Raw genomic sequence first — 24,494 nt, forward strand, 5'->3', positions numbered from 1 at the left:
TTATCTTACATAATACCAAGTTTACTTTCCGGTTTGATCCGATATAGTGTTACCAAAATATATAAGGTTCGGAACGGCAATTAAAATAGCGATCCAAATGTCCGAACTGGCCCTGGACCGGGGTGACGTTGTCTTCTTTTGGCTGATGGTTATTTTATTGGACTCATTCAAATACACCCTTCTGCCACATGAGGATAACATGATCAGCATAATGAATACCACGGCTAAAAGCTTTTTCATAATAATTAAGGTCAAGATTGGGTTAATTTTGATAGTTATAATTGAAAACTTATGCAAAAATTCTCTACCGAAAGTAAAGTTTAGGCTAGAAAATTACATGCTTTTATAACTATTGTGTGGCCTTTACAAAATTATAAACCACTTTAAAGATAGGGTCAATTTTTTACAGTTTGAGGTTGAATTTATCTATTCTTTTTAAGAAATAGCTCAAATTCAGATGCTAATGTAATGGTTTTCTACTGTAATATCAAAACAAAAATTGCATGGGAGAAATTATTTTTTGGGTTCTTTTGGATTTGCATCCACGATAAAATCCTAAAAACCTTGCAGTTACGGAATTTTTTGTATCATGTAAGATTTTTTTAAAAAAGTAAAAAAAATGTGTATACAAGTGGCTGACCATGTGATTATGGGTTTTACCTGCTTTTGCTAGGGCAGTTCTGTGGAGGGATCCCAGAAGTGTTTTTTGAAATCTATGATTTTGTCGTCTTTCACCATCAGCCCTTCGGCTTCGAGCTGTTCTTTCATTTCATCGCCAGGTCCAAAATAGTGCCTGCCTGAAAGAATACCCTGGCTGTTGACTACACGGTGAGCCGGTACCTCCGTATACTTGCCAGCACCGTTTAAGGCCCAGCCGACCATCCTTGCATTTCCTTTGGCACCAAGATAATTGGCGATAGCACCGTAAGAGGTTACACGACCGAAAGGAATCAGTTTGGTTACCTCATAAACATCATTAAAAAATTGTCCTTTTTCTTTTTTCAATTGTCTGCTATTTAACGCTGTGTGGTCGTCATATAAATCCCAACCGTACAATGATTTTGGTTCTTGACGCTTTTTCGAATTAAGTCATGATGGGCCTCCAAGTCCCACTATAACTTCAAGTGAATTAGCTGACTGCTACTTTCAAAAATAGTAAAACAGGTGGCAATTTTCTTCAAATTGGGTTTCTATCTTTGGATGAATAATCTTAATTGTAGAAGACAACCTGCAACCCTCAGAAAACATTACCACCTTTCTCGCCAGGGAAGATTATATATGCGAGGTAGCCGCCAATTATTCGGAAGCGATTAATAAGCTGTTATCTTTTACCCATGATATCATTATTTTGGATATCATGCTTCCCGATGTAGATGGCTTCCCGGTAATTGAGGAAGTCAAAAAACGCAATATCGAATCCGGTATTCTCATTATTTCGGCCAAGGATTCACTGAACGATAAAATCAGGGGGCTGAACTATGGTGCTGATGATTACCTAACCAAACCTTTCCATTTAACTAAAATAAAAACTAAGATCCTCCGCAACCATTTTCATTTTTATTTCAATAGCCCCCATTGTATTTTCGCGTGAACCATTCGATGCTGACGAGCGTGATGAGGAGGAGAAATACCCAGGGAAGATTAATGATAGGAAGATAGGCTTCACTGCTGTGAATGATTCCCTGGACTTTTTGATTAGTTAACTCGTTAGATAACGCATCCAATTCTCCGGGATGATAGAATTTACCACCGTTTTGGATTGACAGGGCCCTGAGTAACTGATGATTAGCGGTAAGGTTCAGGTCTTCAATTTGAAGGGCTTTAACCGTAAATTCACCTGCGCTGGATTCTTTTTTACCGTCAAGATCGGTGGTTGCATAATACTTGTAAATGCCCTGGTCCAGGCCGGTTACCGTATATCTGGAACTATTCGGGCTGATGTTGTAAGTATACTTTTGCCGGAAGTTATTCTCACCGGTGATGGTCAGGTCAATTTCCTGGTTGTAAACCCTTTCATATATATTGTTATATATTTCTGTTTCAAAAACTACACTTTCGGTATCATAAATTTCATTGTTGATAGGATATACCTTAAACTTTCTTTTATCTTCTTTGGATGAAAGATATTGCACCACCTTGGAGATTAGGTCATCAAAAGACTCATGATTCTCGTTGTTGGCGAATTCCTGCAGCCGCCATTGCCAAAAACCTTCTCCTGCCAGAACCCCCATTTTTTTTTCATCTTCATTTCTAATGGCTAAAAGAGGTTTTTTAGTAACAATATTGCCTACCTGCTGGTAAAGTACTACCTGTGCGTCAGGCTTGACAGTGACTTCACCGTAAGGAACAAGAACCGGTGAAAAGTCATTGATTTGTGATTGGTAAGCACCATCGTAAATAAACCTCTGAAAATCAGGATTGAATGACGGTGTTACCCGGTCGGTTTGCCAGCCTGAAGCCTCTATTTCAAGCACACCGTTGATACGGTTGAAGTAATCCAGGTTACTTTGTCCTCCAATGATAAACCAGGTGGCAACTCCTTCGGCCAGAAAATCCTCCATTAAACGTTGAGCCGTATTGGAGACATCGGGAATCTGATGAAATATTACCAGGTCGTATTTATCCTTTTTGAAAGCGTTAAACCCGGGTATATGGATTACAAACTCGTAATTGTCATTCTTGGTAATGGCGTTTCTGATGACTTTGATATCGGGATGCGGTGCTCTTCCTATCAATAACACTTTCTCTTTTCCTTCAATAATGTCTATGAAAGCGTCCCTTCTGTTATTTTTGGTGGTAAACTCACCGGCAATTTCAGAAACGGTAACCTGAAAATGTTGTAGCCCATTGTTTTCTGCCTCTACAAACAGTTCAACCTCATCAAGGGTATTATCACCTTTCAGGATTATACTTTCTGAGGTGAGGGTTTTTCCGTTTTGGGTGATTTTTACCTCGATTGTTTCGCCTTCAAGTCCATTGGAGACAATTTCTGTCAGCACCGGAAATTTGTTGCCCTGATAGGCTATTTTATTGTAATAGATGGCGTTGATATTAATATCTGCTTTAGGAATGGTGTCACCGACTCCAATTGAATAAACAGGAAATTTGTAGGGTGAAAATGTTGGAGAAACACCTTGATTGTAGATACCGTCACTCAACAAAATCACACCGGCCACACTTCTGCCTTCATAGTCTGCCTGAATGCCTTTCAGCAATCCATCCAAATCAGTACTGGGATGATCGAAATTTAAGTTCGATTCCTGCCGATCAGCCTCTGAGGAGGAGAATGATCTTAATTCCGAAGCATAATTCTGAGACCCGAGTTTATTTTTCATCTCAGAAATTTGCACCATTATTTGTTTCAGATCAGCGCTGTCTACCATGGCTTTGATGGAGGCAGAATTATCAATAGCGAATACATAAGAAGGTTTTTCTATGGTATTGCTTATCTGCCTTAAAAAAGGGCCAATGAGTAAAAAAGCCAGAATACTGGCCAGCAAAAACCTCAAGGCCGCCAGTGCATAATTAATCTTTTTCCCCCAGGGTCCCTCTTTTTGATACAATAAAAAAGCATACAACACCCCTATGGTCAGGCACAATAGTATGAACCAGGGTGAATATTCAAATAATAATTTAGATTGTTGCATAACAGCCGATTCCAGCCTCGAAATTCCGTAAATTTACAAATCATCTCCAAAACTGCTAACGAATATTTTGGTCAATTGTTGATACATGGGGAACTTAAAAGCAATTAATACCATGTCAGAAAGTTCTTATCCTCAAATCATGAGATGAATTTGTCAAAAATAAGTAATTTTGAAAAATCGGGAGTGGAGCGACAGATGAGATAATTGGATGAGGAAAGGAAGGCCTCAAATATAACGCTAAGATGGCTGGTCGGTTATTGAGTATGGTTTTTATCGGATTGATACGGTTTTACCAATTGGCAATATCACCGCTTTTAGGAGCCAATTGCAGGTATACCCCTACCTGTTCTCAATATGGTACCGAAGCTATCAGGGAGTGGGGGCCCGTAAAAGGGCTCTGGTTGGCAGCGAAAAGGTTTTCCAGATGCCATCCATGGGGAGGACACGGTTACGACCCGGTACCGAAAAAAGGCGGAGAGGAGATGAAAGGGGATCTTTCACAGAAAATAAATGACAAAAACTAAACGAACAGATGCATGTTAAAGATTGACATGCATACACACATTATTCCAGGCCAGTTACCAAATTTTACCGAGAAGTTTGGCTATGGTGATTTTATATTTCTGCAACATCACAGAAGTGGTTACGCCAAAATGATGAAGGGTAATCAGTTTTTCAGGGAAATCGAAGAGAATTGCTGGAATCCTGAGCTCCGTATAAAAGAATATCAGGGATTTAATACACAAGTTCAAGTAATTTGTACCATACCGGTAATGTTTTCCTACTGGGCAAAACCAATCGATTGCCTGGATCTGTCTGTATTTCTCAATGATCACATCGCTGAAATTGTCAATAAATATCCAAAAAACTATGTAGGGCTTGCCACCATCCCGATGCAGGATGCGGAGTTGGCTATCCGGGAACTTGAAAGGTGTAAGGCCCTGGGTTTTCCCGGCATCCAGATAGGTTCCAACATCAATAATGAAAACCTGCATGAAGACCGGTTTTTTCCTATATTTGAAGCCTGTGAAAAACTGGGAATGGCCATATTGGTGCACCCATGGAACATGATGGGTATGGAACACATGAAAAGATATTGGTTGCCCTGGCTGGTGGGAATGCCTGCGGAAACTTCAAGAGCTATATGCTCTATGATATTTGGAGGAGTATTTGAAAGGCTCCCGGGGTTAAGAGTTAATTTTGCCCATGCAGGAGGGGCATTTTTACCCACAATAGGCCGGGTGGAGCATGGTTTTAATTGCCGTCCTGATTTGGTAGCTATTGATAATCCGGTTAACCCAAGGGAGTACCTGGGGAAATTTTGGGTTGACTGCATAACCCATGACAGCACCATTATGGAATATGTGTTAAAAATTCAGGGAACTGAGAAGGTTACCCTCGGATCGGATTATCCGTTTCCATTGGGAGATCTGGAAATAGGTGCGTTTTTGGAAAAAATGGAGCTGGGCAAAAAAGCGTTGGAAGATATCTATTGTAACGCTACCCTGGCATGGCTGGATTTGCCTAAAGAGCAGTTTTTGTAATAAAAAGGCAATAATCATTCTTGCAAAATGAAACATTTACACAACCGTGTTAACGGTAAAGCTTTAAAAGAAAAATTGAAAAATGATCCTACTAAAAGGGTCACCCTGTCCTTTTATCAATATGCCCATATTGGTAATCCTGGTTTGTTCAGAGATCATTTTTATATCATGCTTGAACCCCTTGGAGTTTTGGGGCGGATATATGTGGCTTCCGAAGGTGTGAATGCTCAGATCAGTGTTCCCGATGTAAATTTTGAGAAATTTAAGGGCAAACTACGGGAAATTGTTTTTCTGGATAATGTACGGCTTAACCTGGCCATTGAAGATGACAGTAAATCATTTTTCAAGTTAAAAATCAAAACCAAAAACAAAATTGTGGCAGACGGACTTGAAGATGATAGCTTTGATGTTACAGATAAAGGAATCCATCTGGATGCTGAAAGCTTTAATAAACTAACCGACCAGCCGGACACGATCATCGTGGATATGCGTAATCATTATGAAAGCGAGGTGGGATATTTTGAGAAGGCTATTACCCCGGACGTCGATACTTTCAGGGAGGCCCTGGGAACAGTAGAGGAACAACTGAAGGATAAAAAGGATTTTCCTATTGTAATGTATTGTACAGGTGGTATTCGTTGTGAAAAAGCCAGTGCCTATTATAAACACAAGGGGTTTAAACATGTCTTTCAGTTAGAAGGGGGCATTATTGAATATGCCAGACATATCAAGGCAAAAGGATTAAAAAACAAGTTCAGAGGAAAGAATTTCGTATTTGATGAAAGGCTGGGAGAAAGGATTTCAGGTGAAATTATCAGTCAATGTCATCAATGTGGAAAGCCTTGTGATAGCCATACAAACTGTTTGAATGAGGGTTGCCACCTGTTGTTTATCCAATGCCATGAATGTGCGGAAAAATATAAAGGTTGCTGTTCGGAGGCGTGCAGGCAGGTGGCGGAGTTACCGGAGGAAAGCAAAAAGGTTTTACGAAAAGGGATCAACAAAGGACAGCAAATCTACAGTAAAGGACGCTCGGAGAAATTGATTTATAAGAAACAAAGATTAAAAGCTTAGCTCGAAGGGGTGTAATTGACAATGTAAAATGAGCAATTGACAATAACAATGGATTAAGTGGGGAATATAAAGAATTGGAAAAAAGGAACTAAAAATTCGGTATTGATGGGCAAAATCAAAATCGGCATTATTAACGTCTCGGATAGAGCCAGTCAGGGCATTTATGAAGACATTCCGGGAAAGGCCATTGTAGCAACTTTGAAGGAGTACTTAGTTTCTCCCTGGGAAGCAGAATATGCGGTAATTCCTGATGAGCAGGATCAAATCTCAGCAAAGATGATAGAAATGGCAGATGAAAAGGGTTGTTGCCTGATTGTGACTTCAGGTGGCACAGGACCTGCCAAAAGAGATGTAACACCCGAAGCTACTGAGGCAGTTTGCCAGAAAATGATGCCAGGTTTTGGTGAATTGATGCGTCAGGAAAGCCTGAAATTCGTACCCACTGCCATACTTTCAAGGCAGACCGCCGGAATCAGGAACAATACCCTTATCGTTAATCTGCCCGGCAAGCCAAAGGCCATCAGAGAGTGTTTGGATGCCGTTTTTCCTGCCATTCCCTATTGTATTGACCTGATAGAAGGGCCTTATTTGGAATGTGATGAGACTGTATTAAAGCCTTTCCGGCCTAAAACCGGCTGACGTCCTTCTATCAATTTCTTAAAAAATCGGATGTTTGGAAATATATTTACTGTAGATAAGAATAAATATCAGTGAAATTACCGCCATGATAAGCCCTACCATGAAAATGGTATAAGAGAGCTGCAATAGGCGGAATTTTTTCTTTAACACCACCCCTAGATAATAGATATCCATGGACATATTCTCATAGAGCAGTTTATTGTCTCCCCTCAACGTCTCCATGTCCGACAGAAAACGCTCTAGTGGCATCTGTGTGAAATTGCCGAAATACAGAATACTGCTTTTGCGTTCCCTGAGCTCAATATCACTGACGAGGTTATGAGTAACATTTGGTTTTGCTGACAGGATCGCAAAAATCACCGAACCTAAACTCGATAAAAGCAAAATAGCCATCGGAATACCAAACCTGTAGTACTCAACCTGCTGCCCACCTACCATCGCGAATCCGGAACCAGCAATGGCGATGATGGCAGACAAAATAAGTGTATTTATACTCATCATCATATTGGCTTTTTTGTCAGCGATATCGCTAAGGTTAATATGGTTACGGTAACTAACTCTGTACATGGTTTCGGTACCTCGTCCTGTTTTTTCCGTATCAAAGCTTTTGTTTTTGCTAGCCTGGGCCTTCTTGAAAAGGAATTGTTGTTTTTCTGCGTTTTTTTTCTTCCGGGCTCCGAATTTTTCTTTGGCATATTGAGTGGCAAATTCATTGGCCGTTATGAACTTTTGTTGCATCCATTGCCATTCCTCCTCGTCAAAGTTTTTATGTAAAATCAGTTCCCATTCTTCTCTAAGTAGCTGGCCTTTTTCAAAAAAGTTCTTTTTACCAATATGTTGGACATCTGTATCATGGAGTATCTCTTCTAACAAGTTTGTGGCTTTTACCTCCGCTTTCGTTGACAATATCAGTGTTTGAATTGTTTCGATCCGTTGCTTTTCAAATCCTTTTGCGGTAAGAAAGTTTCCTGCAATTTTAACACCTTCGGCTTCATGTCCTGAGTAACAACGAATAAATCCGGTATCATGAAACCATGCTGCCAGCAATAAGTTTTCAAAGTCCTCATCAGAAAGCTGATAATATTTCCCCATTTTTTCACACAGATTAGCCACCTCGGCAGTGTGTGTGTAATTATGGAATTTAAACTGATCAGTGAGTTCCCCTTTTAAAAGATGTGAAACAAAGTCCACTGCTTCTTCCACGATACTCGTAACTTTTTGCACTTCACCGTCATTTTTCATTTTTATGTTGTTTTGCAAATCCAGGAAAAGTCCTAGACTATATTATACGCTAATTTCTTTTCAATGGGCGCAATTTCCGAGGTCTATTACAAAACTAATATGATTATTGTCACCGTCAATGACCATCACGCGATATTATTGTGATGGTGCTGTGATACATTTGTGATACTTTATGGCCTATTTTGTATGATAGATGACATTAACGCTTTTACAGGTGGAATTTAACATCTATAAAAACCAAGAAGCGTAACTTACCTTAAACTAAAGCAAATTTCACTAAAATGATTATGAAATGAAAAAGTATTTAAGCATCATGCTATTTAGTGTGCCGGTTTTAAGCTTTATTGCCTGCGAGCTTACCACGTTGGAAGAATCCGGTACTGAAAACGATGACATGATAATACAGGTATTTGAGCCTGAAACTATCCCTTCATCCATTACTGAGTTTGAGACAATGTTTCACGGAGACACCCAGATTACATGGTCTGCTATATCTTTTACATTAGCTGGTTTTGAAGGTCTGCAAAATTGCAGGCTGGACGATACGATCATTGTTATGGCCGATGGTACTTATCAATATGACGGGGGAGAGGTGTTGTGTGGTGCAGAAGATTCGCAAAGATTCCGTTCAGGGACCTGGCAAATCATTAACAATGGCAATAATATCCTATTTGATGAGGGTACCAGTCGTCAATATACGGCCAGAGTAAACGGATTAGAAGACAGAACTATTTCACTGTCAGGCGAATACCTGGGTTTGGAAATCAGAGGAATCTACACATCGAATTAGGAGTTATGAAATTAATAAAATATCTGATAGTAGCCTTATTCGTATTGGGAGAAACTAAGGCTGAAGCTGCTGACTTTTTCACTTTAGCGGATCATTTTTTTTCTAAATATGTAAAGAACGGGAACGTAGCATATGCCGATATTCAGGCCAATCAGGACAAAGAGTTGGCTGTCTTACTGGAGAAAATTGCCTCTTTTGACCTGAACGGAACGAATGAAAATACGGCAAAAGCTTTTATGATCAATACTTACAATATATTGGCTATTAAAGGAATTATCGACAAATATCCGGTAAAATCGCCGATGAAAATCAATAATTTTTTTGATAAAAAGGGTTATATGGTAGCAGGTGAAAAAATGTCCTTGAATCAACTGGAAAAGGAAAGATTATACCCCCGTACCAAGGACCCACGCCTTCATTTCGTATTGGTATGTGCGGCACGAAGCTGCCCTAAACTTGCCAGCTTTGCCTATGTTCCTGAAAAACTGGATCAACAGATCGAGAAGGTAACCAGGCAAACCTTAAATGATCCTGAATTTATCAGGGTTAAAGGAAACAGACTTGAAGTTTCCGAGATTTTTAGCTGGTATAAAAAGGATTTTACAAATGCGTCCAAATCTATACTGAATTACATTAATCAATATCTGGAAACCAGGATGGATAATAAGACCAAAATTGGATTTTATACTTATGACTGGAGTCTTAACGATCAATAAAATGAATGCCATGAAACGAAAAATAAGTTACTTACTACTTTTATTACTAATTGGTTTAACCGTTCAGGCTCAGGAGTCTAACCTTGAGAAATATACACCGTCGGTTCTTTTAGAAAAGGGTACATGGGATTTTCTTTCTTTTTACAGCATATATACACAAACCCAAGTCAGAGACCGGGAAGGCGACGAGGTAGCGCTGGGGCAACGGCAGTCATTTCTGAATGCGATGTATCAGGTGACTTACGGCGTCTCGGAGTCCGGAAGATTTAACATAGGTTTTGATGTCCATGTTAACAGGGCCTATTATGACGATGATGAGGGAAGTCCCTTAAATGTTTTATGGTTTGGTGAGGGCGATTTCAGTAGGACCGTGGTTTCAGCCATAGGGCCGAGAATCAGGTTTGTTCCGGTTCCTTCAATACCGACTTTGAGTGTACAATCAAGTTTTCTTTTCCCGGTTGCAAGTGATCTGGAAGCACCATTCTTTACAGCCCATGATCGATATACCTGGTTCACACAATTGTTTTATGATTTGAGGTTAAACGCCAAATGGCGCATATTCATGGAAGTTGATTTTCTTTATCGCCTTAAAAGAAATGAAGAACAGGTTAATTTTTTCAGAACTCCAGCCAGCGCCTTTTTGAGTTACTTTCCCACTTCAAGAACCACTTTGTTTGGTTTTGCCCAGTATTCGCCCAGGTTCCAAAACCTATCAAACGAGGTGGAAGAACGGTTCGGGTTTTCAAATTGGTTTACGCAAATAGGCATTGGCGGAAGATATCAGTTAATGCCTAATCTGAGTGTCGAGTTGGCCTACGGCAACTTTGTGGCCTCTCGTCAAGATGGTGCCGGATATACATTGAATCTAGGACTCAGATACATTAAACAACGAAACTAAAAGACCACTTTCCGGAACTAACCCCTTCCCATTTGTATCTTCAATTTATACAATGAGGCTGGGGTTATTCTTTTTGTTTTCGTAGCGGCCAATCTACCTACATCTGTAACAGATTTTTTGATTTGTACAGTTTCTAATCTTTTTCAGTTTGTTTACAAATTGAGTCAAAATATTACGATATTGTAAATGATGTGCTTGTAAATCGTAAAGCACTAATTTAATACTGTAAAATTGGCTTGATATGTTCAAGAGTCTTGTTAAAATTACCTTCCGGAATTTATGGGTTCAACGGTTATTTTCTGTCATCAACGTGCTGGGCTTGGACTTTTTGGTCTGGTTGCCCTTACCACCAGGCAACGATTCAAGGAAATCGGTGTAAGAAAGGTTTTGGGTGCTTCTCTTGGACAGATTCTTCGATTGTTATTTGTAGATTTTCTTAAACGGATTGGTATTGCCGTTATAATTGCCATACCATTTACCTGGTATCTGGTTAGCTAACCACATTTGCCTATCGGATTGATTTTCCCTGGTGGTTGTATATTTTAACAGGCACTGACGTGATGCTTTTAGCGATCGTGACCATTTGCTCTCAGGCAATAAAAGCGGCAATAATCAATCCGGTTGATTCCATCCGCTATGAGTAAGCAAGAACTATTTAACAACCTCTGGGAATTCATGAATAATATTGTGATAGGAAGTATAATTTTTAAGGAATTACTGATTTTCCCTGCCTTACTATTCTTTGGAGAAACAAATAACGAATAGTTCTATGGCTCTAACAAAATGTATTAAAATGTTTACACTATAGAATTGTCAGTTAAATTGTCCGTATCTGAAATAATGAATTTTGTATAAATCACTAAACTTAATCAAATAAAATATGGAAAATATTCTAATGAATACACTTTAGTAGCAATTTTTTGAAATAAATAATTAATTTTGTGTATTCATTGTGACAAAAAATGAAGAAATGTTTTAAAATTTGATAAAAAATAAGTACATTGTGGGGGATTAGAGAAAGATAAGAGATAAGAAAAATTGTATTGAGGTGTATTATTAATTAAATACATTTTAGTCAATAATATAAGAATAAGACCATCAAAGAGAGGTATCTCTGGTAATTTATTGTTAAAGTGATTTACTTTTAAATTTATTAAATTCCACTATGAAAATGAAAAAGATTTATCAAACCACAAATTACGGAAGTCTGTACATAGAAAATTCCGATTTTTTTAAGCAGGAAAAGGTTCAGCAAATGATCAAGAAGTTAATGCAATCAGAATTGTTCAAAAGTATTGAACGTGAAAAAATGAAAAGAAAAAGCCAAAAAGCAAGCTGTGAAAGTTAACATGTATGCCTTTCAACCTTTTACTATTTCCATTGGTTGCGGGCTATTATCTGTTAATTAGATTTGAGTACTTTCGATATATTCAGCAAAGACTAGATCGGCAAAGGCTTTTGTTCAACTCTGTTTTGCTAGGTATTTTTATTCTTTTGATCACATTTTTTATCAGGTCTATAGCTGAAAGACTTTTCCCCCATTTGATCGAAACGCTTTATGCTTTTTTACCAATAAAAACTCAGTTTTTTGGAACAACTTCATGTTCATTGGTGATATCTATTCTATTTGTTGAAATTGCGAACTTAATCATAAAAAGGGAAAAAGCCATCAGATACGCTATCAAATATATTGGAAATGAGCTTCAATTGTTATTGAAGTCCTCTTTTACAGAGTCAAAGCTGTTACAATTTACACTTGATTCAGGAAAGTTTTATATCGGTTGGGTAAAGGAGTTGCCTTTACCTTATGTTTCAGAACATGTTAAAATTTTACCGGCTTTTAGCGGATATAGAGGTGAAATGAAAGAATTGGTGTTTACAACTCAATATCTTTCAGTTTATGCTACTTACGTTGAAGAAGGTGCCGTCCAAACCATTGATGAGCTAAATATGGATTTAATTTTGACGGTTGATAGTATTATTACCGTATCTTATTTTGATATTGAAATGTACGAACGTTTCAATAATATTCACAATCAATTTCGTTGATGTAAAAGAAAATTTGTACGCAGTTTTTTCGTTTTACAGAAAAATCTGTTTCTAACCTAAAGAAGAGTGCAATCCAACGGGCGACGATTTTATTGTTAATAGGTCTTTTATGTGCCTGTAGTAAGCCATTATTCGTATCGCATCTTTCTGATGAAAATGCAAGGCTTACTAGAAGAAAGGGAGCTGCTAAACACAATATTTTGTCAAAGGCGGTCTGTTTTAATAAAAATTGCCGAAAGTTTGTAGGTTGGAGAAAAAAACATAAAAAAAGGAGATTCAAGGGCTATAAGACGCCGGGAATACCAAAAAGACCACAGCGACGGGACTCAATAATCGCGGATGAGCCGATCGTTGCAATGAATAAAAATAAACAAAACCCAGACTCACAACAGGTGAGTGCCTATGATCATGTAGAACATGGCACACCTACCGAGTTTAAAAATGTAACTTTTAAGACCAATTCCTATGAGCTTGTCCTTGAATTCCAGTTGGAGTTGAAGGACTTTGCCAGGTTTTTATTGTCAAATCCCAAATTTCGGGTACGCATCACCGGGCATACCGATGATTTCGGTAATAAGGAAGCAAATCAAAAACTTTCCGAGAATAGGGCAAGGGCAGTGGTCGATTTTCTGATTTTACAAGGGGTGGAATCTTCAAGACTCTCCTATGTGGGTAAGGGAGATACCGTGCCAATCGCTACGGAGTTTGGAGTTTCATCGGCACGTGCCCATAGGAGGGTAGAGTTTGAAATTGAGGAAATCAGATAGATCGAGGTGGTTTATCTCCTGTGTCCTGATATTTGAAAGACAAATTTGACGGTTTAATCAAACAGGATAATAATTTTATTTTAATACAAAATTACCTGGCGATACCTGGCAGGCCTTTTGGTGAAGCCTGAAGCCAGTTAGGTTGTTTGGCAGGTTTGTTTTCCGGATATATTTCACTTAGGTCATCACGTTGTACCGGATAAGCCAACCGTTTTTCTTCTTCGGTCCTCAGATTTCTTAACACCAGCCCAGTCTCTGTATTATACCTTGTACCATACACCAGATACTAGCCATCAAGTGAGAGGGTGGGGGCAAAAGCAGAGCCATACCGGGCTGTTTTGTTATGAATTTTACCGGTTTCCCGGTCGTACACGGCTAATTGATATTGCGGAAATTGCGCATTGTAGTTCCAATCTCCGTTGCGTCCGGAAAACCAAATGTAACGATTATGAGTACCAAATGCGGGCTCAATGCTTTTTAATCCTGCAGGTTTACTGATTAATGTAGCACCTGAGCCACCATCTACATGATAAATATGCAGCTTTGGGTTTAGCTTACCTTTTGCTACTACCAGATACTTACCATCGGGTGTATACTCGGCAGACTGGAATTTGTTGTTTTTTTCTTTGCTTATCTGTTTTTTTTTCATGTCTGACAAATTCATCACCTATACATTCTCCGCGCTGTCTTCATCAGAAATAAAAACAATCTCTTTCCCATCAGGGCTGAATCTGGGGTGGTTGTCAAAGGCCAGGCCCTCTGTAATTCTTTCCGCCTTGCCCCCTGTAATTGGCAGGGTGTAGAGGTCTCCCAGAAAATCGAAGACAATGGTCTGACCATCCGGACTTACGTCTAATGACAGCCAAGTACCTTCGTTGGTTTTGATTTTCCTCTCCCCGTTCAGTGGGAGTCCTTTTTTTTTGTCTTTTTTTTCTTTGTTGGTGGAGTCACTATCAATCTTTTCTTCCTGTAAGATCCTGGCATTAGCGGTAGTACTTAAAATCAGGTAAAGGCTAAGGATATAAAGGGTTAGCTTTGCCATTTTGAGATGTGTTTAGTTTATGTATCTACACTGGTTTCAAATTTAAAATCAAGGGAAATGTAATCTTCAAATATAAGGAATAGGGTGGTTTTTGTCCGGCTTATTTACAGATTCGTCATAAAAACGAGCATAAATGGTAAAGTAGCCCGGATAGATACCGCTTCTGGCTTATTCTTCCTGCTACAATATCCAGGTCCCCGCCACTATCTATACCTCCTGTTCCAATTCCTTCATCCGAGCTGTTTTTGCCAATAATTCTTACAGATCACTAGCCTTTTGTACGGTCAACTTCTATGTATTGCCAATGTGTCAGGGGTATGGGTTGTGATTTGACAGAAATAGTCCATAACATCAAAACAAGAAAAAATATTGGAAAAAAATGTTGGGATTTTGCATAGTAAGTTTTTTACATCTCCCTTTGCCACAGGAATATATTCACCTGTTTCAGAACGAATTCAAAATATTTGGATTTGAGATAACCTCCTGCCATTCGTAGCCCCTTTAGCAACCGAAGGAAGTTTCTATTTCATATTAATTTCGTTCAGTTTTATGACAAAAGTTATGTAACAACCAAATACTTCTTAATCACACATTTTTTTTGAATTATCATAATATATTCCTATGTTGAAAGGACAAATTTCCGCTTAATTTTCCATTACATGGCTGTAAAAACCAACTTTTTTAAAATATTAACAGGACTTGCTTTTGTTGCCTTAGCCACAGCGTTTCTTTTATACAACCAGGGATTTGAAACGTGGGGCGGGCCGGTTTTGGCACTGTTTTTTGTTTGCTTGGCCATAGGGATACAGGGATGGGAAAAACTAAAGGGATTTTCATTTACTATCTGGATTTTTGTTGCCGTAACTATTTCGATGTTTTATACAGAATACTTTCAGACTGTAGGGACGTTTGAACTAAAAATATTGATAATTCCTTTATTGCAGCTAATCATGTTTGGTATGGGCACTGCCATGAGCCTGCAGGACTTTGCCGGTGTAATCAAGATGCCTAAAGCCGTATTTATTGGCCTGATTTGCCAGTTCAGTATTATGCCTGTAGTAGGTATTTCTTTGGCTACACTCTTTGGATTCCCTCCTGAAATAGCTGCCGGTGTAGTGCTTGTGGGCTCTTCCCCAAGCGGGCTGGCATCCAATGTGATGGCCTATCTGGCCAGGGCTAACCTGGCTTTATCCGTAACTCTCACGACGGTAGCCACATTACTGGCCCCTTTGATGACCCCGCTTCTTATGAATTTGCTGGCAGGCCAATTGGTGCATATTGATTTCTGGGGCATGATGTGGGGTATCACCAAGATTGTAATTTTACCGATCATAGCCGGTTTGATCTTCAACAAACTGGTGCACGGAAGAGCAGATTGGCTTGATAATGCTATGCCCAAAGTTTCTATGGTGAGTATCGCTATTATCATTACCATTATCACCGCTGCCGGGCGAGACAGCCTGCTTGAAATAGGATTAGCCTTGATTTTAACCAGCTTTATGCACAACATGGCAGGGTATTTTTTTGGTTACTGGGGATGTCGGCTGGTTAAGCTTGATGAGAAGTCTTGCCGTACCATTGCCCTGGAAGTCGGCATGCAGAACGGGGGACTGGCTTCCGGTATTGCTTTGCAAATGGGTAAGGTAGCGACTATTGGACTTGCTCCGGCGGTATTCGGCCCGTTAATGAACATTACGGGGTCTTCGCTTGCCACCTGGTGGAGAGGCCGGCCCACCGGAGAGGAAGTTAACACGCAGGAGGCCAGAAGTGAAGTAACAACGTAGCCCGTTTAACAATCAAATTTAACCTAACAAATTATCAGTATGATGAAATACATAGTTTTTTTTATGATTGGTGCTTTTGCGATGAATGTGGATATACTGGAGGCCCAGTCAATTTCCCGCGATCAGATGATCTTTCTGACGGAGGAGTGGAAAGGTGAGCGATTTCCTGATGGCAGGCCACGCATACCGGACGCCTTGTTGGAGCGGGCAGAACGTATCTCCATTGAAGAAGCCTGGGGATTTTTACGCAACAGGGGCTTTCACAATCAATTCGAGGGTGACTGGAAAATGATTCACCTTGACAGAACAATGGTGGGAAGGGCATTGACGGCACAGTATATGCCGGCCCGGCCGGACTTAAAAAAGCGGATGGAAGCAAAAGGCATTACAGAAGGACGAATTGGTGCTATGAATTCCTGGCCTATAGACATGCTTACGGAAGGGGATATCTATGTGGCTGATGCCTATGGCAAAATAGAGGGTGGAACACTGATTGGTGATAACCTTGGCAATGCTATCTATGCCAAATCCAAAAACGGGGTGGTTTTTGACGGCTCTTTAAGGGATTTGGAGGGTTTGGAAAAAATAGATGGCTTTAACGCTTTTGTCAGGGGTTGGGATCCATCGTATATACAGGAAATGATGTTGTCGGGGCTTAACAACATTATTAGAGTCGGGCGTGCTACTGTTTTGTCTGGTGACCTTGTTTTAGCCAAAAGGGAAGGAGTCATATTTATTCCGGCCCACCTTGCCGAGGAAACCATCATAAATGCAGAATTTGTAGCGCTGAGAGACCAGTTTGGCCATTTGCGCCTAAGGGAAGGGAAGTATACTCCGGGACAGATCGACCGGCAGTGGACAGATGATATTAAAAAGGACTTTTTGAAATGGCTGGATGATCATCCCAACCAATTGCCGATGTCACGGAAGGAACTGGATGAATTCATGAAAGAGAGAAACTGGTAATCAATGATTTAAATGGAACCAAGCAAACTAAACTGAACGATGACTAACTCAAAAATAATTACACCCGATCGAAATTTAGATCGCAGGAAATTTATCGAAAAAACCTCATTGGGCCTGGGGGCGATCACCTTAGGTTTAAGTCCTTCGTGCCTGGGAGATGAGCGTAAAAAGCATGTAAACCAGAATAAAAAACTGGGAATTGCCCTGGTGGGACTGGGATATTACGGCAGAATATTAGGCGAAGCACTCCAGGAAACCCGGAACTGTTATCTGGCAGGTATCGTTACGGGCACGCCTGCCAAGGAGAAGGAATGGCAGGAAAAATATAATGTGAAGCCCGGGAACACTTATAACTACCAGAATTTTGATGACATTGCTAAAAACGATGAAATTGATATTATTTATGTGGTTTTGCCGAATTCCATGCATAAGGAGTTCACTATAAGGGCTGCCCAAGCGGGCAAGCATGTGATTTGTGAAAAACCCATGGCTCTTAATGCACAGGAATGCAGGGAAATGATTGCTGCATGTGAAAAAGCCGGAGTGAAATTGTCAATCGGATACCGTATGCATTTTGAACCAACTACCCAGGAAATCATACGTATCGGCAAAGAGCAGGTGTATGGTACTATCAAATTTGTTGGGGCAAGTGCAGGTTATACACATAATAATGCCGATCACTGGAAGTGTAAAAAAAACATGGGTGGAGGTGTCATGATGGATATGGGTGTATATCCTTTACAGACAGCCAGATACGCTACTGGTGAAGAACCTGTTTCCGTGACGGCTCAGACTTTTGTCAATCGTCCTGAAATGTTCAACGAAGTGGATGAAACCACGACTTTTCAGCTTGAGTTTCCGAGTGGGGCGGTAGCTAATTTACACACCAGCTTTTATACATCTATCAATTATCTTTATGTTGCGGCTTCCGAAGGTTGGTACAGTTTGAATCCGTTTTCATCGTACCGGGGTATTAAAGGCGATTCTAAAAATGGCCCGTTGAATTTTCCGGTGATAAACCAGCAAGCGGCACAGATGGATGAGGTAGCTGAATGCGTCCGTCAAAATAAGCCCATGAGGGTCCCAGGAGAGGAAGGACTGAGGGACATGATTGTGGTAGATGCCATTTATCAATCACTGGCCAGCGGGAAGAAAATTCAATTAAGCTAAAAAACTTACCTCGGTTTCTGTCAAGTAAGACTATTCCTGGAATCAGGAATTCCACTTCTTAATACATTTATCAGGATAGACTTGTCAAAAAGACTAATTTGCTACTACTAATTAAAACTCAACTACACTTTAATGTCATTAAAAAAATATATAATCATAGAACCAAAAAAAGTAGTAATACTTCTTGGGATTTGTGTATTGGCGGCTTGTAGCATAGAAAAAGGGGAAAAGTCTACCGGACCTGCCAAGGGAAAATACAACATACTTTGGTTGGTTGCTGAGGATATGAGTCCTTTGCTTGCCAGCTTTGGAGACTCAACCGCCAGGACACCAAACCTGGACAAACTGGCGGCTGAAGGGGTAAGATATACTAACGTTTTTTCTACATCGGGCGTCTGTGCGCCGAGCCGGTCAGCGCTGATTACCGGTATGTACCCCACAGCTATTGGTTCCAACAACATGCGTACCTGGAAACGTAGCAGTGCGTTAAAGCCTGATAATCCGCTCTATTACGAAATACCGTTATACGAAACTGTGACCCCGGCAGCAGTGAAATGTTTTCCTGAATATTTGCGGTCTGCTGGTTACTATTGTACCAACAACTCCAAGACCGACTATCAGTTTGCCCCACCTATCACCGCCTGGGATGAGTCAGGTAACAAAGCGCACTGGAGAAACCGGCCGGATGAAATGCCATTCTTTTCGGTTTTTAACTTTGGTGTAACACACGAATCACAGATATGGAAGAAAAGTAATGATTCATTGCGGGTGGATCCCGAAAAAGTGCCATTACCTCCCTATTATCCCGACAATGCTATAGTCAGAGGAGACGTTGCCCGAGCCTATTCCAACATAGAAGAGATGGATGCTCAGGTAGGGGAGATTGTAAACGAATTAAAGGCTGATGGGTTGTACGATAAAACCATAATATTCTTTTACACTGATCATGGCGCAGGTTTGCCCCGTCACAAGAGGGAGGTTTACGACCAGGGAACCCATGTTCCTATGATCATCCGCTTTCCCGGTGGACAAGGTGCGGTTACAATCAATGATGAGTTGGTAAGTTTTGTGGACTTTGCTCCCACACTTCTTTCCCTGACTGGTGTCGATATTCCTGAATACATGCATGGCCAGGCATTTTTAGGAAACCTGAAATCCCCGGAGCCACGGGAATATATATATGCCGCACGGGATAGAATGGATACTTACTATGAATTGATCAGAGCGGTCAGGGATAAAAGGTATCTATATATTAAAAACTATTTCCCGGAAAAGCCACATTATCAGGAAAACCTTTACCGGCTTCAGATGCCGCTGATGAGAGAGCTGTTGAGGCTAAATGAGGAAGGCCAACTAACAGGTGCCCAAAAAACATGGTTCAAGCAAAAGAAACCCGAAGAAGAGCTTTATGACACCAGTGAAGACCCTTTTCACCTTAACAATCTCGCTGCCAGTTCGGAATACCAGGGAACCCTGATCAAAATGCGGAGAAAACTGGATGAATGGCAAAAGCAATACGGCGACCTGGGGATGATTCCGGAGAAAGAGCTGGCAGAAAGGATGTGGCCAGGCGGGGTACAGCCCGAAACCGTAAAGCCGGAAATGAAAATCGAAAAAAACAAAGTTGTTATTCAATCGCCTACTGAGGGGGCATCTATCGCATTCCAGGTGTTTAACAAAGGTAAAGTGGAAAAAAGGAAAGATCACTGGTCACTATATACCGGACCGGTTGACATTTCAGAGGGCGATACCATTAAGGCTGTAGCTATAAGAATTGGCTACAAACAAAGCCCGGAGCAACTTTTTGTGAATAACAGGTGAAATTTTAAACAAGCTTATTTGTATTCATTTTCGGTTTGAGGATTTTATAGAAGTGGATGGTGAACCGCTTCCGGGTGTGAATGTACTTGTACAGGGCACTCCCCTCGGAATTATTACTGACACTGGAGGGCGATATAGCCTGGAAGTAACCGCCCTGCAACAAAATGAGGGATTAGTATTTTGTAAGTAGTTTTTAAGTAAATAGTTTTTCTGAAAGGATATCCGCGATCCCTTTTAAGGGTTTAGGACATCATTTTGTATTTTTCCTTTCTGAAGTGGCCTTTTTTTCCCTTCAAAATCTGTTATCTCTATTTCGTGGTAAGCTTCATGCAACACCAGTGTTCTGGACGATTGGCTAAGGTATCCTGCCCCATAATAAAACTCGATTTTAGTAGTTAAACCGGTATTGGTTACGATTTTTGCAAACTGGTCTTTTGGTGTTAATCTCACCGAAGGGCTGTAAATTGCCGGTGAAAAAGCCTTTAAACTTTCATTGTTGCAGCCAACCAGATAAACAGGTTTACTTCCCCGCATAATTTTTACAATGCTCCTGGTATCTTCCGGTGTGTAGAATCCGCTTTTTTCAATGGAAACGGGTGTAAAAGTACCATTACCTTTTCCCATAAGCATGATGCCCATGGAACCATCCAGATAACCACTAAGCAGTTCACTGTCGCGCCGGTTACCGGTCAGCAGTATATCCGGATACAGATCCTGGTTAAAATCATCCACAAAAATTCCTAAGACAGGAGCCATTTGTGCCTCTACTGGTAACTCCCGGGAGCGAAAGGTGCCATTTCCAAGATTTTCAAGGTAGGTGGTTTTAAGGTGGTTAGCTTTAAGTTTCAGGGCTCCTTTTAATTCTTCTTTGGTGAAAAGCTGGTCAAATGTGATGTTTGCATAGTCTTTATAGCGTGGGTAGCGCCTTCTTATGGCATTCATCTGAGCGATGATGGCATCCCTTGGGGGGAAAGGATAACTCTCACCCAGTACATAATACCCCACCACCGGATCGACACTTCCGTTTTTATCAAAGTCTTTGGCCAGCATTTCAACCGGTTCCTTCTCGGAGGCTTTCAGTTCTGAGTTTATACCATGGTTGCCAATTACATAGTCAATATCGCCATCCAGATCGAAGTCGGCACCTTTTATGCTATTCCAAAATCCGGTCAAGTGGCCTGTCTGTGACCGGTCTGTTACATCCTCCAGCCGTCCCTGGTTGTTCCTGAAAAATCGAACGGGCATCCATTCACCCACTACAATCAGGTCTGCCCAGCCGTCATTGTCAAAGTCTGTCCACAATGCGCCGGTAACTAACCCGGCCAGCTTTAAATCAGGTGCCAGGTTATCGGTAACCTCTGAAAACACACCATTATTGTTTTGCAACAAATAATTGTCGCCTTGTTCAGGATAACGATGAGGATTGAGCCTTGACCCCACAAATAAATCTATGTCTCCGTCACGGTCAAAATCCGCTCCAACAACAGCACAGGTGTTGAGGCCTTTTTTGGGCAGGGCATCTTCCATTTTTTGAAATTTTCCGGAGCCATCGTTTATATATAGCCTGTCATGATAGATATATTCCTGCCTTTTGCTCAATACATACTGATTACCGCCGCTTGTCACATAAAGATCCGGATCACCGTCCTGATCGGCATCGAAAAACAGGGCTCCTTCATCTTCATGGCGCCAGGAGGCATTCAGCGGTATCCTTTCGGTAAAATTTCCCATACTATCCTGGAGCCACACAAATGATGTATCTGTGTAGGCGCTGCCGACAAACAGGTCCTCCAGGCCATCGTTATTGACATCACCTACTGCCAGCCCAGGGCCCTCTCTGGAGAACATTTTTAATAGAAGCGGCTGGTTTTCGTAGTCTATCACATAGTTTTCTTTATGTACTATGTGATTAAACTGGTGTGAAATATCGGTAAAAAACGGATCAATAACCGGCGATGGAAGCAGGGAGTCATCTGCATTTTGATGGTCCACCAGAATCCTTTGATCAGCTTCTATTTCCAATAATTTTTCTATGTTGCCATCAGGCCACTTTATAATAACACTGTCAATTGCCGGATCTTTTCCCAGACCAAAATAAAGAATATTTTCAACCGTAGAAACATAACCACGCACTGGATATTGTACCCTGTACTGATTTTCTCCTTTCCTGAAAACAGTCACTTGTGTGCCTATTCCATCCGGGTTCAAGTGGGTACCTTTAAGCTTTATACTCAGATAGTGATTAGCCTCGCCACGCTGCCGGTCGCGGCTTAAGTTTTGGTATATAAATGCATGACTGTTGATGTTGTTAGTGATCAAATCCAGGTCACCATCCCGATCAAGATCTGCATAGGCACTTCCGTTAGAAAGGCTTGGTACATTCAAATCCCAATTTTGTGTGACATTTGAAAATGTTAGGTCACCGTTGTTGAGGAAGAAATAGTTTGGCACATTAATGGCAGGAAGTTTTTGCATGCTTTCCAGACGTTGTTTCGACCGTGCTTCTTTCGTGCCAAACGGATTGTTTTTGTTGACTGAATAGACCACATAATCAAGGTCAGTGATGTCCCTGCCATAACCATTGGAGATAAACAAATCTTTGGTGCCATCATTATCAAAATCCATTATCAGCGGAGCCCAGCTCCAATCGGTTTTATGCACCGATGCCAGCCTGCCGATTTCGCTAAAACCATGTTTACCACGATTTAATTGTAATGTGTTACGCACAAATTGCGGTGCATATCCAAAGCCGTTTCTTAGAAGTTGACTGTTGTAATTCATAGCCGGGGTCATCGACTTATTATGGACATTGTCTTCCGGCAGCATATCAACCACCAGAATATCCCTTAACCCATCGTTGTTGACATCGGCAATGTCCATGCCCATACCATTGTGTGAAATGTGGGTGACATAGCTGGTAAGGCTGTCAGTAAAAGTCCCGTCCCCATTATTGATCCAAAGCAGGTCGTTGGTGATGAAGTCATTAGCACAGTATACATCAGGCCAGCCATCGTCATTGACATCAAATATCCCAATGCCCAGACCATAACCTTCGGCAGTAATTCCCGCTTCTTTCGAAACATCTGTAAAAGTATTATCGCCGTTGTTCCGGTACAGCCGGTCAGTCGATATGCCTTCACCCTTGATCTTCCTTGGCCTGATGTTATTATGATTATGTTTTTCAATGCCGTTGGTAAGCAGATAAATATCCAGATCACCATCCCTGTCATAATCGAAAAAGGCGGCTTGGGTACTGTATCCTTCATCATCCAACCCGTAACTGGCAGCTTCTTCTTTGAAAGTGTTGTCTCCCTGGTTGATAAAAAGCAGGTTTTTACCTTTTTCCGTATAGTTTTTGTCCGCCACACTCACATAAATGTCCTGAAATCCATCGGCATTAATATCTGCTACCGATACGCCGGTGCACCATACACTGGTACCGACACCAGCCTGGTCAGTAATATCTTCAAACTGTAAATTGCCTTTATTGAGATAAAGTTTTGAAGATATCACGTTGCCTGTAAAGAACAGGTCCGGTAAACCATCATTATTTACATCTATTACACCTACTCCGGCACCATTGTACATGTAAATATGATTAAGTGGATTTAACGTGTCGGTTTCGGTAATCAAATTGTTGAATGTGATGCCGGTCTCTTCAGGTTTTAGGAGCTTAAAACTGCTTTCCTGACGAAAATCTGTTTGGCAACCCATCGTCAGACATCCCAGGACAATCGCATATAAACGATGAAGGTAACTGTATATCATCTGTCAGACCGAAATATTCAAAAAATTATTAATGTCAGATAGTCAGAGCACTTTTTCAGATTAATCTAATGGGTTATCACCAAAAATAACCTGCAAAAAACAGACTCTAAAATAAATTAACCCAAAAAGGCTGTTATTACCAAGAAATTAAAATATAAAAAATGATTAGATTGTATGGCTTAATATGCTCCGGAAAGTTAAAGGTGGCTATTGGGGGTGTCCAATAAGTTTGATCTGGTTGTGAAATGGCGAATTTTGTTAGGCTCAGCTCGAGCATGTAGAGTTTGTGGTTGATAAAGCCCTGGAGTCGGGACTTTATATTAGGTATGTTGCCTACCTGGGGTGATAAGTTCAATTTGAAATGGGGGTAGGGGCCTGAGGTTTTTTCACCGGAAAATGTGGAAATGACTGGGTATTGGTCATCGACAATTCGGATAATAATTTTTCATTTCCGGAGTAAAGTTTATTTTTACCCGGTTACGATCATTTTTCAAGAAAAATTAACAACTAAACATGGAAAAGTGACAAATATTCAATATTATCGCTGCTCATCTACTAAATCCTAAATTCGGCGCTG

The 24,494-nt window shown here is 40.6% G+C and carries 24 protein-coding genes; 16 read left to right on the forward strand and 8 right to left on the reverse strand.

Features of this window, described 5'->3' with window-relative positions:
* Nucleotides 1-21 precede the first annotated feature (21 nt).
* Both AC04NP_RS20675 and AC04NP_RS20680 read right to left on the reverse strand, forming a co-directional pair.
* The gene (locus AC04NP_RS20675) at nucleotides 22-240 is read right to left on the reverse strand and encodes a hypothetical protein (RefSeq protein ID WP_482861845.1); all 219 of its coding nucleotides are present in this window, start codon (nucleotides 238-240) and stop codon (nucleotides 22-24) included.
* A gap of 429 nt (nucleotides 241-669) precedes the next feature.
* Nucleotides 670-1,005, reverse strand: a complete 336-nt coding sequence (locus AC04NP_RS20680) for an MGMT family protein (protein ID WP_482861846.1) — start codon at nucleotides 1,003-1,005, stop codon at nucleotides 670-672.
* 208 nt (nucleotides 1,006-1,213) lie between these two features.
* Here AC04NP_RS20680 and AC04NP_RS20685 point away from each other — a divergent pair, with 208 nt between their 5' ends.
* Nucleotides 1,214-1,591 (forward strand): response regulator transcription factor, encoded by a 378-nt coding sequence (locus AC04NP_RS20685; protein WP_482861893.1) that lies wholly within the window; start codon nucleotides 1,214-1,216, stop codon nucleotides 1,589-1,591.
* On the opposite strand, the gene AC04NP_RS20690 is transcribed toward AC04NP_RS20685, so the two are convergent.
* Nucleotides 1,563-3,647, reverse strand: coding sequence for a VWA domain-containing protein (locus tag AC04NP_RS20690; protein ID WP_482861847.1), 2,085 nt, complete (start codon nucleotides 3,645-3,647; stop codon nucleotides 1,563-1,565). The genes AC04NP_RS20685 and AC04NP_RS20690 overlap by 29 nt on opposite strands.
* A gap of 242 nt (nucleotides 3,648-3,889) precedes the next feature.
* On the opposite strand from AC04NP_RS20690, the gene yidD reads away from it, so the two are divergent.
* The 4 genes from yidD to mog all read left to right on the forward strand — a co-directional run bounded on the left by yidD (nucleotide 3,890) and on the right by mog (nucleotide 6,904).
* Nucleotides 3,890-4,171: a membrane protein insertion efficiency factor YidD gene (gene yidD / locus AC04NP_RS20695; RefSeq protein WP_482861848.1), complete on the forward strand. Its 282-nt coding sequence runs from the start codon at nucleotides 3,890-3,892 to the stop codon at nucleotides 4,169-4,171.
* 12 nt (nucleotides 4,172-4,183) lie between these two features.
* The gene (locus AC04NP_RS20700; RefSeq protein WP_482861849.1) at nucleotides 4,184-5,191 is read left to right on the forward strand and encodes an amidohydrolase family protein; all 1,008 of its coding nucleotides are present in this window, start codon (nucleotides 4,184-4,186) and stop codon (nucleotides 5,189-5,191) included.
* A gap of 27 nt (nucleotides 5,192-5,218) precedes the next feature.
* Nucleotides 5,219-6,265 carry an oxygen-dependent tRNA uridine(34) hydroxylase TrhO gene (gene trhO, locus AC04NP_RS20705; RefSeq protein WP_482861850.1) on the forward strand — a complete coding sequence of 349 codons (1,047 nt, stop codon included), beginning with the start codon at nucleotides 5,219-5,221 and terminating at the stop codon, nucleotides 6,263-6,265.
* 105 nt (nucleotides 6,266-6,370) lie between these two features.
* Nucleotides 6,371-6,904 carry a molybdopterin adenylyltransferase gene (gene mog, locus AC04NP_RS20710; protein WP_482861851.1) on the forward strand — a complete coding sequence of 178 codons (534 nt, stop codon included), beginning with the start codon at nucleotides 6,371-6,373 and terminating at the stop codon, nucleotides 6,902-6,904.
* A gap of 18 nt (nucleotides 6,905-6,922) precedes the next feature.
* On the opposite strand, the gene AC04NP_RS20715 is transcribed toward mog, so the two are convergent.
* Complete coding sequence (locus tag AC04NP_RS20715) at nucleotides 6,923-8,146, reverse strand: Pycsar system effector family protein (protein WP_482861852.1); 1,224 nt, start codon at nucleotides 8,144-8,146, stop codon at nucleotides 6,923-6,925.
* A 292-nt stretch (nucleotides 8,147-8,438) separates the two neighbouring features.
* Between AC04NP_RS20715 and AC04NP_RS20720 the strand changes: the two genes are divergently transcribed.
* The 7 genes from AC04NP_RS20720 to AC04NP_RS20750 all read left to right on the forward strand — a co-directional run bounded on the left by AC04NP_RS20720 (nucleotide 8,439) and on the right by AC04NP_RS20750 (nucleotide 13,366).
* On the forward strand, nucleotides 8,439-8,936 hold the full coding sequence (locus tag AC04NP_RS20720; RefSeq protein WP_482861853.1) for a hypothetical protein: 498 nt from the start codon (nucleotides 8,439-8,441) through the stop codon (nucleotides 8,934-8,936).
* Between the two features lie 5 nt (nucleotides 8,937-8,941).
* Nucleotides 8,942-9,652 (forward strand): DUF547 domain-containing protein, encoded by a 711-nt coding sequence (locus tag AC04NP_RS20725; protein WP_482861854.1) that lies wholly within the window; start codon nucleotides 8,942-8,944, stop codon nucleotides 9,650-9,652.
* 10 nt (nucleotides 9,653-9,662) lie between these two features.
* Nucleotides 9,663-10,550, forward strand: a complete 888-nt coding sequence (locus AC04NP_RS20730) for a porin family protein (RefSeq protein ID WP_482861855.1) — start codon at nucleotides 9,663-9,665, stop codon at nucleotides 10,548-10,550.
* A gap of 279 nt (nucleotides 10,551-10,829) precedes the next feature.
* Nucleotides 10,830-11,048 (forward strand): ABC transporter permease, encoded by a 219-nt coding sequence (locus AC04NP_RS20735; RefSeq protein ID WP_482861856.1) that lies wholly within the window; start codon nucleotides 10,830-10,832, stop codon nucleotides 11,046-11,048.
* A 673-nt stretch (nucleotides 11,049-11,721) separates the two neighbouring features.
* Nucleotides 11,722-11,898, forward strand: coding sequence for a hypothetical protein (locus tag AC04NP_RS20740; RefSeq protein WP_482861857.1), 177 nt, complete (start codon nucleotides 11,722-11,724; stop codon nucleotides 11,896-11,898).
* Between the two features lie 194 nt (nucleotides 11,899-12,092).
* Nucleotides 12,093-12,599 carry a hypothetical protein gene (locus tag AC04NP_RS20745; protein ID WP_482861858.1) on the forward strand — a complete coding sequence of 169 codons (507 nt, stop codon included), beginning with the start codon at nucleotides 12,093-12,095 and terminating at the stop codon, nucleotides 12,597-12,599.
* A gap of 356 nt (nucleotides 12,600-12,955) precedes the next feature.
* Nucleotides 12,956-13,366, forward strand: a complete 411-nt coding sequence (locus tag AC04NP_RS20750; RefSeq protein ID WP_482861859.1) for an OmpA family protein — start codon at nucleotides 12,956-12,958, stop codon at nucleotides 13,364-13,366.
* Nucleotides 13,367-13,457: 91 nt separating this feature from the next.
* Here the strand turns inward: AC04NP_RS20750 and AC04NP_RS20755 are convergent, their stop codons facing one another.
* Genes AC04NP_RS20755 through AC04NP_RS20765 form a run of 3 tightly spaced genes read right to left on the reverse strand, consistent with a single transcriptional unit; the run spans nucleotide 13,458 to nucleotide 14,408 of the window.
* On the reverse strand, nucleotides 13,458-13,610 hold the full coding sequence (locus AC04NP_RS20755; protein ID WP_482861860.1) for a hypothetical protein: 153 nt from the start codon (nucleotides 13,608-13,610) through the stop codon (nucleotides 13,458-13,460).
* Nucleotides 13,611-13,652: 42 nt separating this feature from the next.
* Nucleotides 13,653-14,015 carry a hypothetical protein gene (locus AC04NP_RS20760; RefSeq protein ID WP_482861861.1) on the reverse strand — a complete coding sequence of 121 codons (363 nt, stop codon included), beginning with the start codon at nucleotides 14,013-14,015 and terminating at the stop codon, nucleotides 13,653-13,655.
* A gap of 18 nt (nucleotides 14,016-14,033) precedes the next feature.
* On the reverse strand, nucleotides 14,034-14,408 hold the full coding sequence (locus AC04NP_RS20765) for a hypothetical protein (protein WP_482861862.1): 375 nt from the start codon (nucleotides 14,406-14,408) through the stop codon (nucleotides 14,034-14,036).
* A 659-nt stretch (nucleotides 14,409-15,067) separates the two neighbouring features.
* On the opposite strand from AC04NP_RS20765, the gene AC04NP_RS20770 reads away from it, so the two are divergent.
* From AC04NP_RS20770 to AC04NP_RS20785, 4 genes are all read left to right on the forward strand, one after another.
* Nucleotides 15,068-16,192, forward strand: coding sequence for a bile acid:sodium symporter family protein (locus AC04NP_RS20770; protein WP_482861863.1), 1,125 nt, complete (start codon nucleotides 15,068-15,070; stop codon nucleotides 16,190-16,192).
* 39 nt (nucleotides 16,193-16,231) lie between these two features.
* Nucleotides 16,232-17,158 (forward strand): RraA family protein, encoded by a 927-nt coding sequence (locus AC04NP_RS20775; RefSeq protein ID WP_482861864.1) that lies wholly within the window; start codon nucleotides 16,232-16,234, stop codon nucleotides 17,156-17,158.
* A gap of 39 nt (nucleotides 17,159-17,197) precedes the next feature.
* Nucleotides 17,198-18,328 (forward strand): Gfo/Idh/MocA family protein, encoded by a 1,131-nt coding sequence (locus AC04NP_RS20780; RefSeq protein ID WP_482861865.1) that lies wholly within the window; start codon nucleotides 17,198-17,200, stop codon nucleotides 18,326-18,328.
* Nucleotides 18,329-18,460: 132 nt separating this feature from the next.
* Nucleotides 18,461-20,149, forward strand: a complete 1,689-nt coding sequence (locus AC04NP_RS20785) for a sulfatase-like hydrolase/transferase (RefSeq protein WP_482861866.1) — start codon at nucleotides 18,461-18,463, stop codon at nucleotides 20,147-20,149.
* A 234-nt stretch (nucleotides 20,150-20,383) separates the two neighbouring features.
* Here AC04NP_RS20785 and AC04NP_RS20790 read toward each other — a convergent pair whose 3' ends face one another.
* Complete coding sequence (locus tag AC04NP_RS20790) at nucleotides 20,384-23,917, reverse strand: VCBS repeat-containing protein (protein ID WP_482861867.1); 3,534 nt, start codon at nucleotides 23,915-23,917, stop codon at nucleotides 20,384-20,386.
* Nucleotides 23,918-24,494 lie beyond the last annotated feature (577 nt).

Source organism: Agaribacillus sp. DX54 (genome assembly GCF_056858335.1).

Coding starts and splice junctions, on each gene's coding strand:
- AC04NP_RS20730 (WP_482861855.1), top strand. CDS start 9,663: ATGAAACGAAAAATAAGTTACTTACTACTTTTATTACTAATTGGTTTA.
- AC04NP_RS20765 (WP_482861862.1), bottom strand. CDS start 14,408: ATGGCAAAGCTAACCCTTTATATCCTTAGCCTTTACCTGATTTTAAGT.
- AC04NP_RS20725 (WP_482861854.1), top strand. CDS start 8,942: ATGAAATTAATAAAATATCTGATAGTAGCCTTATTCGTATTGGGAGAA.
- AC04NP_RS20760 (WP_482861861.1), bottom strand. CDS start 14,015: ATGAAAAAAAAACAGATAAGCAAAGAAAAAAACAACAAATTCCAGTCT.
- trhO (WP_482861850.1), top strand. CDS start 5,219: ATGAAACATTTACACAACCGTGTTAACGGTAAAGCTTTAAAAGAAAAA.
- AC04NP_RS20700 (WP_482861849.1), top strand. CDS start 4,184: ATGTTAAAGATTGACATGCATACACACATTATTCCAGGCCAGTTACCA.
- AC04NP_RS20675 (WP_482861845.1), bottom strand. CDS start 240: ATGAAAAAGCTTTTAGCCGTGGTATTCATTATGCTGATCATGTTATCC.
- mog (WP_482861851.1), top strand. CDS start 6,371: ATGGGCAAAATCAAAATCGGCATTATTAACGTCTCGGATAGAGCCAGT.
- AC04NP_RS20715 (WP_482861852.1), bottom strand. CDS start 8,146: ATGAAAAATGACGGTGAAGTGCAAAAAGTTACGAGTATCGTGGAAGAA.
- AC04NP_RS20785 (WP_482861866.1), top strand. CDS start 18,461: ATGTCATTAAAAAAATATATAATCATAGAACCAAAAAAAGTAGTAATA.
- AC04NP_RS20770 (WP_482861863.1), top strand. CDS start 15,068: ATGGCTGTAAAAACCAACTTTTTTAAAATATTAACAGGACTTGCTTTT.
- AC04NP_RS20775 (WP_482861864.1), top strand. CDS start 16,232: ATGATGAAATACATAGTTTTTTTTATGATTGGTGCTTTTGCGATGAAT.
- yidD (WP_482861848.1), top strand. CDS start 3,890: ATGGCTGGTCGGTTATTGAGTATGGTTTTTATCGGATTGATACGGTTT.
- AC04NP_RS20735 (WP_482861856.1), top strand. CDS start 10,830: ATGGGTTCAACGGTTATTTTCTGTCATCAACGTGCTGGGCTTGGACTT.
- AC04NP_RS20690 (WP_482861847.1), bottom strand. CDS start 3,647: ATGCAACAATCTAAATTATTATTTGAATATTCACCCTGGTTCATACTA.
- AC04NP_RS20780 (WP_482861865.1), top strand. CDS start 17,198: ATGACTAACTCAAAAATAATTACACCCGATCGAAATTTAGATCGCAGG.
- AC04NP_RS20740 (WP_482861857.1), top strand. CDS start 11,722: ATGAAAAAGATTTATCAAACCACAAATTACGGAAGTCTGTACATAGAA.
- AC04NP_RS20750 (WP_482861859.1), top strand. CDS start 12,956: ATGAATAAAAATAAACAAAACCCAGACTCACAACAGGTGAGTGCCTAT.
- AC04NP_RS20790 (WP_482861867.1), bottom strand. CDS start 23,917: ATGATATACAGTTACCTTCATCGTTTATATGCGATTGTCCTGGGATGT.
- AC04NP_RS20720 (WP_482861853.1), top strand. CDS start 8,439: ATGAAAAAGTATTTAAGCATCATGCTATTTAGTGTGCCGGTTTTAAGC.